The following is a 13,951-nucleotide window of genomic DNA, read 5'->3' as shown; positions in this document are numbered from 1 at the left end:
TTTATAACCGAATAAAAGGAAAAAAGAAAAGAGAGTTAACTTCCCCCTTTTCTTTTCCTAAATATACCAACCACCATTAACTCGAATGACCTGACCAGTAATATAATATGCATGCTCACTTGCTAAAAAAACAACCACATTGGCTACGTCCTGTGGTTTGCCAAATATACCTGCAGGAATCTCTTCTAATATAAACTCTCGTGATTCATCATCTAAATGAGCGTTCATTTTTGTATCGATAAAACCTGGTGCGACGACATTAACGTTTGTCTTTTGCATGGCAACCTCTTTAGCATAGGCTTTCACAAAAGCATGCTGAGCCCCTTTAGCAGCAGAATAGGCTGCCTCATAGGAAGCACCTGTTTCTCCCCATATAGAGCCAATGAAGATAATAGAGCTATGCTCATGCTTTCGTAGCTTAGGCGCTAATCTTCCCGCTAAAAACATCGGATGCTCTACATGTACTTGAAAGAGATGTCTTATTTCCTCCAGAGAGGTCTCTTCTATACCTTTATAAAGACTTTGGCCTTGGGCAAAGACAATCGATTGAAGAGAGTAAATAGAATTCACAATGACTTCAATTGCACTTGTATCTAATAGGTCTGCTTGAATAGGTAAGAATTCCTGTTCTGGATAGGCAAGATTGAGGGCAACTATAAGTTCATCCACCTTCTCTTTATTACTCGCAAAATGAAGGTACAGGGACCATCCAGCCTCCGCCATACTTAGGCTAGTAGCAATCCCTATTTCTCCAGACGCACCTACCACTAGAGCAAACTTCTTAGCCATTATCTGTTTCCTTCGAAGGAATAATCTTAAATACAGTATGCGTATTCTCATCCTTAAATGCTTCAAATGCCTTCTTGACTTGTTCCACCCCTAAGTTCTCTAAGGCTGGTACTACATCAAATAAATTCATATCGTTAAACTTATAACGAGTAAATTGGTTTGCAATATATTCAATTGAATTTAATGAACGTAAGAAATGACCAATTTTCTTTCTGGTAATTCGTTTCATGTCCTCTTCTTCCAATGTCCAATTCGTTGCAAATTTAGTGATAGTTTCTTTAATCTTCTGACCAAGCTCTTCCGGATTTCCTGTATCGGAGCCTATCATTGCAAAACCGTAGCCTTCCTCCATAGAGAAGTCTGCACTATAGGATTCATCGATCAACCCTTTTTCATAGACCTCTTGGAAAAACGAGGATGTTCTACCGAATATCAGTTCAACTGCCACTTGCATAGCCAACTCATAATTTAACATTTCTTCACCGGTAATATTAACATTGTTCGATTTAATGCCATATAAAAGCTTAGACTTCTGTACGTCCATTTTTAACGTGCGTTCTTTTTTATCTACTTGCGGCTGCTCTTCTGGGTAGAAACGGACAATTTCCTCTGGAGCCTTAAATTCTTTTTTAGCTTGATTTTCTTTCACAAATTCCATCATTTCTTTAGGATCTACAGCTCCTACAACGAACAACACCATATTCGAAGGGTGATAAAACGTGTTATAGCATTCGTATAGATGCTCAGCTGTAATATGACTAATAGACTCTATTGTGCCAGCAATATCAATTTTCACTGGATGTTCTTTGTACATATTTTCAATCGTACCAAAGTATAACCTCCAGTCGGGCTGGTCGTCATACATGGTAATTTCTTGCCCAATAATACCCTTTTCCTTTTCAACAGTTTGTTCTGTGAAATATGGCTCCTGTACAAAGTTAAGAAGAGTATTAGTGTTTTCTAATATATTATCTGTTGAGGAGAATAAATAAGAAGTTCTTGTAAATGATGTGAATGCATTGGCAGAAGCCCCATTTTCACTGAACTTCTGGAAAACATCTCCTTCTTCTTTTTCAAACATTTTATGCTCTAAAAAGTGGGCAATCCCGTCTGGTACTGTAACAGGGTCTTTTTTACCTAGCGGAATAAATTCTCGGTCAATAGAACCGTATTTTGTAGTGAAGGTTACATATGTTTTGGAAAAGCCTTTTTTAGGCAAAATATAAACATTTAATCCATTAGAAAGTTCTTCGTGATATAGTGTTTCTTCTAGCTGTTCAAAGTAAGTTTCATTCATAGTCTGCACCGTCCTTACCAGATAAGAAATAGACAAATTCCTTTTCGATATTTGTAGCCATTTCTTGAATTTGCTCCTTCGTGACATCTTCCCATTTAGCGGTCCAGTTTTTCACTGTAAAGGATTCATCAAGTTCTTTATATTGATCGTAAATTTCTATTTGTCCTCTAGCAGAATCCAGAGATTCCTTAAGCTGGTTTTTAAGCATGGATTTTGTCTGATTGATCTCTAAATCAGATATATTTCCCTTTTGCATTTCCTTTAGCTGTTCGTCTATTAATGCAACAGCTTTTTCCTGTAGGTTGGCATCAATTCCAGCAAATACAAAAATGCGACCATAAAGGGAAGAAAAGCTACTTGAGGCATAGTATGCCATACTTTCTTTTTCACGAACATTCATAAAAATTTTGGAATGAGCAAAGCCACCAAGAATACCATTAGTAATTTGCATAATTGGGAATTCATTAGAGTAAAACGTGACTGGAGTTCTATAAGAGATATGTAATTTCCCTTGCTTCATGTCCTGTTTTTCATGTAAAAACTCTTTGTCGTTTGTTGAAACAGCACTTTCTGTTTCTTTTGGAATGTCTGCAGAACGAGCTTCAAACGGGAAAAATTCACTAATTTTAGCTTTCATTTCCTCTACATCTACATCACCTACAATATAGATAGACAACGGTTCTTTTGTAAGCAGGTTTTGATGCATTTCTAATAATTGTTTGTTTGTTACTGCCTTCACTGTTTCCACCGTACCATTAGCGCTAATAGAAGCAGGATGATCGGGTAAAATATTTTCTAATAATCGTTGCTGTGCAAAACGAGTTTTATCATCGTACATAGACTGAATACGTTCTATCACTTGTTCTTTTTCTCGCTTCACAACCGATTCAACAAATTTCTCATTTTCTAAGTTAGGTTGGAAAAGCACTGTTTGTAATAATGAAAGTACTTCATCTACCACAGTTTCATTAGACAAATAAGCATCGTTAACTGTTTCGGCATTTAAAGAAAAAATATGATTTAAACCCTTTTTAGATGTGTCAAAATATAATACCGCTCCAAATAATTCATCTAAACGTTTTCTAAAAGATGCATATGTTGGATATTTGGCATTGCTATATTGCAGTACATTGGAAAGTACCGCTCTTACTGCAGCAGACTCTACAGTTAATGGTTGCTTCCATTTAAAGGAAATATTAATGGTTTTAAATTGTTCTGTTGGTCTTATATAAAGCTGGACACCTTTGGCTAATTCAAAATGTTGAAACATGAAAAGAATTCCCCCTTTTTCTTTCTAGTGTTACTCATATACCTTTTCACTATACATCTTCTAATTATATCAATACAAACAAAAGGGACCAAACTTAATTGGTCCCTTTTTAATCGCTATATTTTTTATTATTAATTGGTAAATTCTAAGCAAAAATTTATCTTTTTCCTTTAATATAAGGAATACCGCTCGCTTTAGGAGCATTTGCTTTCCCTATAAATCCTGCTACTGCAAGAATCGTTAATGCATACGGTAAAATGTGCAAGTAATAGCTTGGAATTTGATCAATGTATGGTATTTGTCCACCAACGATACTTAAAGCTTGCGCAAATCCGAAGAAAAGTGCTGCTCCAAGGGCTCCTAGCGGATGCCATTTACCAAAGATCATGGCTGCAAGAGCCATAAATCCTTGTCCATTAATTGTAGTGTGACTGAACTCTCCTGAAATCGATTGAGCATATACAGCTCCACCAATACCAGCCAGCATACCAGAAATAATTACTGCAATGTATCGCATTTTCTTTACATTAACTCCCATTGTATCTGCTGCCATAGGATGCTCACCTACTGCACGAAGGCGAAGACCAAATGGAGTTTTGTAAATAACAAACCATGCTAGAATAGCTACTGCAACAGCTAAAATAGAAGTAGAGTAGACATCCTTAAATAACATTGGTCCGATGATTGGTATTTCACTTAAACCAGGAATATCAAAACGTATAAAACGTTCTTGAATATAATCTGTTTGTCCTTTGTCATAGATCATTTTTACTGTGAACAATGCAATAGCGACACCTAACATATTAATCGCTACCCCAGAAATGGTTTGGTCTGCTCTAAACGATACAGATGCTACCGCATGTAGCAAAGCAAATATACCTGAAACAATCATGGCTGCAATAACTGCAACCCAAGGTGTCATAGCGCCAAACGTACTAACGAAAGTCAGGTTAAAAATGATGGAAATAAAGGCACCCATAACCATCATACCTTCTAGACCAATATTAATTACACCAGATCTTTCAGAGAAAACTCCACCTATAGCAGTGAAAACTAAAGGGGCTGCATAGAAAATTGCTGATGGAACGATGAAATATAATACATCTAAAAAGCTCATTTAATTCGCCTCCTTTTTCTTACTAATCTTTTCAAGGAAATAGCGAATGACATATCCACAGGCAACGAAGAAAATAATAATCGCAATAACAATCGATACAATTTCTATCGGAACTCCTGCTGCGTTAGGCATATTAGTTGCTCCATATTTAAGAGATCCAAATAGTGTAGCACCAAAAATTACTCCTAGAGGTGTATTCGCCCCCAGTAAAGCCACGGCGATTCCATCAAATCCAATACCCGTAAAGGCACCCTTTGAACTTGCGTAACCAAAAGTACCTAATGCCTCCATAGCACCTGCTAGACCGGCAAAAGCACCTGAGATAACCATAGATAAGATGATATTCTTAGAGACATTCATACCAGCATACTCTGAAGCATGCTTGTTAAATCCTACTGACTTCAACTCATATCCAGTAGTTGTTTTCTCTAAAATGAACCACATTAATAAAACCATTGCTAACGCAATAAATATTCCATAATGTAAACGAGAATAGTCTGTCATGCTTTGGAAGAAAGCAGACGTCAGTGAAGCGGTTGGTTTAATAGATTCCGTACTGTCGCCACCATCAGCAACAATTTTAATAAGCGCATTCGTTGTATGAAGAGCAATGTAGTTCATCATAATCGTTACGATTACTTCATGCACCTGAAGTTTTGCTTTTAATAATCCTGGTAGGAAAGCCCACAATCCTCCTGCAACAGCTGCAGCAAGTATTGCTAATGGTAGATGTATGTACATTGGCAGGTCAAATGCAATACCGACGTATGCAGCTGCAAACCAGCCTACAAGTAATTGCCCCTCCACTCCAATGTTAAACAGCCCAGTGCGGAAAGCAAACGCCACCGCAAGCCCTGATAATAGGTACGGTGTTATTTGACGTACTGTTTCACCCATTCTATAGGCATCTCCAAATATACCTTCCCATAGTGCAGCGTATCCCAAGATAGGATCATATCCGCTTATTAGCATGACAATCGCACCCACGATTAACCCTAGTATTACGGAAATAACAGGGACAAGTATATTTACTACTCTATTCGACATGCTCTACATCCCCCTGCTTCTTATCTTTTTCTCTTGTATGTCCTGCCATTAATAGACCAAGCTCTTGCTCTGTCGTTTCTTTAGGTAAAAGAGAATCAACTATTTGTCCATCATATATAACAGCAATTCGATCCGATACATTCATAACTTCATCAAGTTCAAATGAAAGAAGTAAAACAGCTTTCCCTTTATCTCTTTGTTCTATTAAACGTTGATGAATAAACTCGATTGCCCCTACATCTAAACCACGAGTAGGAAGCGCCGCGATCAACAACTCAGGGTCACGTATAACCTCACGACCGATAATTGCCTTCTGTTGGTTACCTCCTGATAATGCTCGAGCCAATGTATGCTCCCCTTGTGTACGTACATCATATTCTTTAATAATTTTTTGCGCTAAGTTAGACACTTTTTTGTAATTTATAATTCCTCTTTTAGAAATAGGCTCTAAATAATAGGTTTGAAGAGCAATATTATGACCAATTGGAAAATCTAAAACTAAACCATGTCTATGTCTATCCTGTGGAATATGTCCAACTCCCGCCTCTGTAACTTTACGAGGTTTTTTGTTTGTAATATCTATTCCATTTAGATTTATAGATCCGCTCTTAGACTTACGAAGACCAGTAATTGCCTCAATTAGCTCACTTTGACCATTTCCGTCAATCCCTGCTAAGCCGAGAATTTCACCTTTGCGAACAGTTAAGTTTAACCCCTTAACCTTTTCAATACCTCGATAGTCTGTCACTATTAAGTCTTTAATGATCAATGCTTCTTCCTTAGGCTTAGCTTCGCCCTTAACGGTTTTAAATTCAACCTGACGTCCAACCATAAGTGATGCCAATTCGTTTGGATTTGTTTCTGCTGTTATAACTGTCCCAATTCCTTTACCTTTACGAATAACCGTGACTCTATCCGACACATCCATAATCTCTTTTAATTTGTGCGTTATTAAAATTATAGATTTACCTTCTTTAATAAGACGCTTCATAATTTGAATTAGCTCATTAATCTCTTGAGGCGTTAAAGAGGCTGTTGGTTCATCAAAAATTAGAATTTCTGCACCACGATAAAGCGTTTTCAAAATTTCTACCCGTTGCTGCATTCCTACAGAAATATCCTCTATTTTTGCATAAGGATCTACATTTAATCCATAAGTTTCTGACAGTTGCTCTATTTTACGTGCAGCATCCTTAATATTTACGACACCGCCATTAGTTGGTTCGTTACCTAAAATAATATTTTCCGTAACTGTAAAGTTTTCCACTAGCATGAAATGCTGATGAACCATTCCAATTCCAAGGTCATTGGCAACGTTTGGGTCTGTAATTTTCACAGACTTACCTCTCACTTTTATGTCGCCTGCTTCTGGTTGATACAGACCGAATAATACGTTCATGAGAGTGGACTTCCCTGCTCCATTCTCACCTAAAAGAGCATGTATTTCTCCCTTTTTCAATTGAAGGGTTATATTATCATTTGCTACGAAAGTTCCAAACTCTTTCCGAATGCCTAGCATTTCTATTACATAATCCAATGAATTTCACTCCCTACTTGAATACTAGTACTAAATTAATACAGGAAAGACTTTAAATATTTAAAATCTTTCATCCATTAATTTAAAATATCATAAAGACCGAGCAAGTCGGCCTTTATGATGTTAAGTCAAATTATTCTACAGTTTCAGGAACTACGATTTCACCAGAAGCGATTTTTTTAGAATATTCTTCAATTTTCGCTAAAACATCCTCAGGAATAGCTCCACGTGAATCAGCAAGCTGAACACCTTCCTCAGCTAAACCGTAAGTAACAGTTTTACCACCTGGGAATTTCCCTTCCATTGTTTCTTTTGCAATGTTTTGTACTGCTACATCAACACGTTTTTGCATAGAAGTAAGCGTTACATTAGTATCGCCAACTGCTCCTTCTTCGTATTGGTCAGAGTCAACTCCAATAACCCATACGTTAGCATCTTTATCTTTTGTTTTACGTTCTTTAGCTTCTGCAAAAACACCATTACCAGTCCCACCAGCTGCGTGGAAAATAATGTCTACGCCTGAAGAGTACATACGATTTGCTGTTGTTTTACCAAGAGCTGCATCGTCAAATTTACCAGTATACTGAACATCTACTTTGATAGTGTCATCAACTGCTTTAACTCCTGCAAGGAAACCTGCTTCAAAGCGTTCAATAACAGGAATTTCCATTCCACCAACAAAACCAATTTGTTTTGATTCAGACATTAACGCTGCTGCTACTCCAGCAAGGTAAGAACCTTCTTGTTCTTTAAACATTACAGAAGCAACGTTTGGAGCATCAACTACTGCATCAATAATTGCTAATTGAGCATCTTTTTGCTGTTCAGCAATTGTAGTGATAGGCTTTTCCATCAAGAAACCAATACCATAAACTATGTCGAAGTCACGACGAACTAAGTTAGTAATATTGTTGATATAATCTGCATCTGATTGTGATTGTAAATAATCGTAACCGCCATCGCCTTTTTTAAGACCATGCTCTTTACCGAATGCTTCAATACCTTCCCAAGCTAATTGGTTGAATGATTTATCATCTACTCCACCGACGTCTGTAACCATTGCGATTGAGATGTCTGCTGTTTCTTCAGTTCCAGTACCAGCATTAGAACCTTCGTCTTTTTTTGTTTCCTCATCTTTAGAACCACATGCTCCAAGAATAGTACCAGCAGCTAAAACAAGTGATAAGCCTAAACCAAATTTACGTTTCGTCAACTTGAAAACCCCCATTATTTTTTCTTCTTCTTAGCAGGAACTACTTTTTTACACCCTTTTCCGAACTACATGAAAGCTAAATTTGTCTGCTCGAAAATAATTTTTCGAATATAAAACTACACGATCATTCTCATCATAATGCAATTGTTTTAAAATCAGCAACGAAGTCTCTGGATCACAATTTAAGGTTGGTGAAGCTACTTCATGATATCCCACTGGATCAATGAAGGTAACCGCATGCGAAATCCTTATATCACCTGATTCCTCCAATGCTGTAAAAATAGAGCCTTCTTTTCTTATAAGAAAATCTGCCGGTAAATAATATTGTGGAACTTTATCGATACAATATACCACTGGTTCACCATCTGCAGTTCGGACTCGCTCCATTGTAACAACGGTCGTATCCTCCTCACACTGGAATCGTTTTGCATCATCTTCAGATGCTTCTGATTCCATAGAACTAAGGTAAATAGTACCAGGCTCCATCCCTGCGTTTCTAATCATCGCCGAAACACTTGAGAGTTGTTCAATCCCTGATGTAAAAACAGGCTTTGAGTTAACAAAGGTTCCTACGCCATGTCTTCTTACGATAATATTTTCTTCCTCTAGCACTCGCAGAGCTTCTCGTAAAGTTGCTCTACTTACCCCAAGAAGCTTGGCCAATTCAAATTCAGAAGGTAATTTCTCCTTTTCTTTGAAAATCCCCTTTTCAATGTCTTGTTTAAGACGATCGATTACTTGTAGGTATAAATGCCTTTGATCCATTTTTATTGTCATTTAAAACACCACCATTATGAAGAGATCAGACCTCTGATGTAAAACTTTCCTACTAATCAGTACATACTATACCACTTTTAATCTTTTAAATAAATACTTTATTTACGAAATTATTATTTGTTTTTACGTTGTTAATATATAAATGTAATCATTTTGTCATAATATATCACTTAATGTGTGATACTAATTGATAAAAACCCTTGAAAACACTGAATTTTGCTAGTGTTTTAAATTGGTTAATATTGTAGTAAAAAAAAGGAATAATATATATAAATTACATTCAAGATTTAGTAATAAATTAGCTTAGCTTTACGTTTTAAATTTTAAAGTTAAAGGCTATGTGAAAGGGTAGGGGTGATTTATGATAAAAAGAAATCTTAAATCAGAGAGTAGAATGGATTTTTCGCCCCAGCCGGACGCTTTGCTTTCTTCGGGGTGAGCGATAAGCCATCACCCATCCATCGCTTACGCGCGTGGTTGTGCTGTCTTATCTGTCTCCCTCATCCCGTAGACAGATACGGATTTTTTGTGGACCCATTCTAGAAAGTTACGATAAGCCCTCTGTTTTGCTTACGCGTATTTGTAATGTCTTGAAAAATAAATTATTTATTCTGTAGTAATTAAAAAAAGATAATCGAGTATAGAACTTCTCGATTATCTTTAGTATGTTTGCATATGTTATTCCTCAATAATGGTTAGCACATTTTTTACATTGGATCTTGGTCGTAATCTTGTTTTGATATTAACACTTGTCTTGGTTTACTTCCTTCGTATGGTCCTACTATCCCACCCATCTCTAGCTGATCAATAATTCTGGCAGCCCTAGAATATCCAACACGGAAGCGTCTTTGGATCAAGGAAACTGAAGCTGTTTGCATTTCCATCACAAGCTGCGCAGCGTCATCATAGAGATCATCTCGATCTAACTGCTCCTGGGATTCTTCCACTTCATCTGGAATCATTTCCTCTTGGTAGTTTGCCTTTTGCTGCTCAATCACAAAATCGACGATTCTCTCTACTTCGGCATCTGACAAATATGCTCCTTGTACACGAACGGGCTTAGAGCTCCCAGCTGGTAGGAAGAGCATATCGCCTCTCCCAAGGAGTTTTTCTGCTCCGCCCATATCCAAAATAGTTCTAGAATCTATAGAAGAAGATACTGCAAAAGCAATTCTTGAAGGTATATTAGCTTTAATGATTCCCGTGATAACATCCACACTTGGTCTTTGTGTCGCTATTATCAAGTGGATCCCAGCTGCACGGGCCATTTGTGCAAGCCGTGTAATAGAATCCTCTACATCACTTGATGCTACCATCATCAAGTCAGCTAACTCATCGACTATCACTACAATAAACGGAAGTTTGGGATGCTTCTCTTCATTTTCTTCATTCCATTTTTCTATATGGTCGTTGTAGCCTTGGATATTTCGAGTCCCTGTATGGGAAAATAAGTCATATCTTCTTTCCATTTCAGAAACAATTTTTTTCAATGCCTGGGATGCTTTTCTTGGATCCGTAACTACGGGTGCTAACAAATGGGGAATCCCATTATAGACGTTAAGCTCAACCATTTTTGGATCAATCATCATCATTTTAACTTCATGCGGTTTTGCTCGCATCATAATGCTTGTTATAATTCCGTTTATACATACACTTTTCCCGCTACCTGTCGAACCAGCAACAAGTAAATGAGGCATTTTGTTTAATTCGGCTAATACTGCCTGTCCGGTAACATCTCGACCAAAACCTATTAATAGTTTTTGGCTTGGCTTATTATTTTCTTTTGCTTCTAGTACTTCTCGTAAGCTTACGATTGCCACTTCTTTGTTTGGTACTTCTATCCCTATCGCAGACTTCCCTGGGATTGGTGCTTCAATCCGGATATCTCTAGCCGCTAAAGCAAGGGCTAAATCGTCGTGAAGGCTTACGATTCTACTAACCTTCACTCCTACATCAGGTAGTACCTCATACTTAGTAACTGCAGGTCCTAAATGGACTTGCATAACTTTTGCCTTTACCCCAAAGCTTAAGAAGGTTTGCTCCAACTTTTTAGCATTAGCTTGAATTGCATTTAACTCTCCACTTTGATCATTGTGCTCTGGAGAATCTAATAGATTAATACTCGGTAACTGATAATCTTCGTTTTCCAGTTCATCCGCATCCATATTAATCTCAATGGGTTCTGTTGGTTCTGTCGATTCATTTGTCTCTTCTTTTCTTGTGATTCTCTCTGTAAAAGCAGAGATAATCGGAGAAGATGGTATTTCTGTTTCTTCCTCTGGCGGATGATTGACATCAAGTATGGTAACAGCTTGTTCAGACTCTTCTTGTACTGCATCTTTACGTGATCTGCGAGAAACCTTCTTCTGCTCCGTTGAAGGCTTTTTCTTATCAGCTTTTGGTCGGTTCTTAAAGCTTTCTGCCATCTTAGGAGAAACCTCTACCAAATAAGGAACAAGTGCTTTTCCTGTTAAAAGTACGATACCAATTAATAATAGTAGCCAGCTAATAACTTTTGCACCAGCAGAGTCAAATAATACATGGAATGAGGCAAACAGAATAGCCCCGATCATACCTCCACCTAGAGAGCTGCTTCTATTAGTAATTCCACCACTTTCTACTAAGACCCTGTAGCTTTCCCTTAGAACAGAGTTCGTCATCAGTGCCTTGCCCTCAAACAGTTGCTCAAAAAGTGCTAAATGACTGAATATAAGTAAGCTGCTTAAAATAAAGGCTCCACTTAATAACAAGCGATGATTCCACGGTGGAAAGGATTGTTTGATCATAATAATAAGAGCATAAATAACGAACATAAATGGAATAGCAATATGCCAATTTCCAAATAAAAAATACCCAATATAAGCGAATACCTCTCCAACCAAGCCATATTCAAAGAAAGAAATAACTGCGATTCCCAAAATGAGAAGCCCTATAATTTCAAACATTAAAGGATGAAGGGTTTTCTTTTTACTTTTACTTTTATTTACTTTTTTCTTACTTTTCTTCTTCGCCAAGAATATCACCTGCTTTGCATTAAGTATTCTCTATTAGGATGTCCCTAACAGGTAAAATATAACAGCTTAAAAAGATAAAAAAGATTTCCTTCCACTGGGGAAAGGAAATCCTGATTTTTAGATATCAATATTCCATGATAATTGGAATAATCATCGGACGTCTCTTCGTTTGTTGGAATAAATATGAATTTAGCGTATCACGGATTTCTTGTTTAATGTTTGTCCATTCAAACGTTTCTTTATTCACATATTTTTCAACAATTGTTCTTACTAGTTTAGCTGACTCGTCCATCAACTCTTCGGATTCTCTTACATATACAAACCCTCTAGAAAGAATCTCAGGCCCTGACGCTATTTTCTTTTGTGCACGGTTAAGTGTAATTACTACAATGAATATTCCATCTTGAGACAATAGCTTACGATCTCTTAAAACAATATTCCCTACGTCTCCTACACCAATGCCATCGATTAGGACGTTACCTGCTTGTACTCTTCCACTCATTCTTATCTTCCCGTTTTTGTATTCCACGATGTCGCCTTTATCTGCAATAAAGATTTCTGACTTAGACATCCCGATATCTTGGGCCAACTTAGAGTGAGCAATAAGCATACGATATTCCCCTTGAATTGGGATAAAGTATTTAGGCTTTGTTAAATTTAACATCATTTTTAAATCTTCTTGACTTCCATGTCCTGATACATGGACATTTTTACTTGAAGTCAACACTTTGGCACCAGCCTTGGCAATCAGGTTCATCGTATTAAATACGCCAACCTCCATACCTGGTGATGGTGTAAATGTTATTAACACGGTATCTGTATCTTTAATCTTAATATCTTTATGATGCTTACGTACCATTTTCTCTAAAGCTTCTAAAGGTTCTCCTTGATTACCAGATACAATGATTACTATTTGTTCATCGTTATACTTAGAGATTTCCTTTATAGGTATGATTGTGTCCTCTGCCACCGTAAAGTAACCTAGGTCTAACCCTATTGCAAAGATATTTTCCAAGCTTTTTCCTGCAATAGCAACTTTTTTTCCTGTTTCCGTTGCTTTGTCTAGCACTTGTTGAATTCTTATAAAGTTGGATGCATATAAAGATACTAGAATACGACCTTTAGCAGCGTGGAATGTTTCAGATAATTGGTTTTCGATTACTGCCTCTGATGTTGTGTGTCCGGGTCTTTCTGCTTCTGTTGAATCAGACATTAATATAAATACGCCTTCTTCACCTAGGCCAGCCATTTTAGCAATATCAGGACGGTACTTCCCTCTAGCAGACTGATCAAATTTAAATTCACCAGTATGCACAATTGCACCTTCAGATGTATGGAATACGATACCTAAAGAGTCTGGAATACTGTGTGTGGTATGAAAGAAAGTTACGTGTGTGTTTTGGAAGTTCATACGACTTTTGTTTGTAACTTCAAAGTACTTTATTTGTTGTTTAACTGGCATAGCCTTTACATGCGTTTTTGCTAAAGCAATCGTCAGCTTAGATCCATATACAGGCGCCTGAATCTTTTGCAGTAAGTAAGCAATAGAACCAATTGCGTCTTCATGTCCATGCGTCAAAAATATTCCTTTAACACGATCCTTGTTTTCTTCTAAATACGTAATATCTGGAATAACTATATCGATTCCTAACATTTCGTTTTCTGGGAACATAAGTCCACTATCTACTATAAATATTTCATCGTCTATTTCTACTACGTACATTGCTTTTCCTATTTCACCAACTCCGCCGAGCGGTATAATACGTATAAGTTCATTTTTAGCTTTTACCAATTCTTTTCCTCCTAATTGTTAACCCGACCAACATCCACTATTTTTTATTATATCGGACGTCACCGTTTCACACAAATAAAAAAAGCTGAAGTTAGAAC

General features: G+C 37.1%; 10 protein-coding genes. All 10 read right to left on the bottom strand.

Translation table 11 applies throughout. From position 1 onward, the window contains the following. Positions 1 to 57: 57 nt before the first annotated feature. Complete coding sequence (locus tag NSQ95_RS06800) at positions 58 to 789, bottom strand: SDR family oxidoreductase (protein WP_340883942.1); 732 nt, start codon at positions 787 to 789, stop codon at positions 58 to 60. Continuing rightward, positions 782 to 2,086 carry a pitrilysin family protein gene (locus tag NSQ95_RS06795; RefSeq protein WP_340883945.1) on the bottom strand — a complete coding sequence of 435 codons (1,305 nt, stop codon included), beginning with the start codon at positions 2,084 to 2,086 and terminating at the stop codon, positions 782 to 784. Before NSQ95_RS06795 ends, NSQ95_RS06800 begins: the two co-directional genes overlap by 8 nt. Continuing rightward, a complete protein-coding gene (locus NSQ95_RS06790) occupies positions 2,079 to 3,356 on the bottom strand; it encodes a pitrilysin family protein (protein WP_342560521.1) in 1,278 nt (425 codons plus the stop codon). Before NSQ95_RS06790 ends, NSQ95_RS06795 begins: the two co-directional genes overlap by 8 nt. 157 nt (positions 3,357 to 3,513) lie before the next feature. After that, complete coding sequence (locus NSQ95_RS06785; RefSeq protein ID WP_169358649.1) at positions 3,514 to 4,473, bottom strand: ABC transporter permease; 960 nt, start codon at positions 4,471 to 4,473, stop codon at positions 3,514 to 3,516. Next, the gene (locus tag NSQ95_RS06780) at positions 4,474 to 5,520 is read right to left on the bottom strand and encodes an ABC transporter permease (protein ID WP_169358648.1); all 1,047 of its coding nucleotides are present in this window, start codon (positions 5,518 to 5,520) and stop codon (positions 4,474 to 4,476) included. Further along, a complete protein-coding gene (locus tag NSQ95_RS06775; RefSeq protein WP_340883953.1) occupies positions 5,510 to 7,057 on the bottom strand; it encodes an ABC transporter ATP-binding protein in 1,548 nt (515 codons plus the stop codon). The genes NSQ95_RS06780 and NSQ95_RS06775 overlap by 11 nt, the downstream gene beginning before the upstream one ends. A gap of 133 nt (positions 7,058 to 7,190) precedes the next feature. Next, positions 7,191 to 8,270, bottom strand: a complete 1,080-nt coding sequence (locus NSQ95_RS06770) for a BMP family protein (RefSeq protein WP_340883955.1) — start codon at positions 8,268 to 8,270, stop codon at positions 7,191 to 7,193. Between the two features lie 48 nt (positions 8,271 to 8,318). Next, positions 8,319 to 9,047, bottom strand: coding sequence for a GntR family transcriptional regulator (locus NSQ95_RS06765; protein ID WP_169358645.1), 729 nt, complete (start codon positions 9,045 to 9,047; stop codon positions 8,319 to 8,321). A 707-nt stretch (positions 9,048 to 9,754) separates the two neighbouring features. Further along, positions 9,755 to 12,061, bottom strand: coding sequence for a DNA translocase FtsK (locus tag NSQ95_RS06760; RefSeq protein WP_340883958.1), 2,307 nt, complete (start codon positions 12,059 to 12,061; stop codon positions 9,755 to 9,757). A gap of 124 nt (positions 12,062 to 12,185) precedes the next feature. Further along, positions 12,186 to 13,853 (bottom strand): ribonuclease J, encoded by a 1,668-nt coding sequence (locus NSQ95_RS06755; protein ID WP_251552879.1) that lies wholly within the window; start codon positions 13,851 to 13,853, stop codon positions 12,186 to 12,188. Between the last annotated feature and the right edge of the window lie 98 nt (positions 13,854 to 13,951).

This window comes from Psychrobacillus sp. FSL W7-1457 (assembly GCF_038593405.1).
Classification (GTDB): domain Bacteria; phylum Bacillota; class Bacilli; order Bacillales_A; family Planococcaceae; genus Psychrobacillus.
The sequence above is the reverse complement of the archived record's forward strand: the minus strand, read 5'-3'. Positions and strand labels throughout refer to the sequence as shown.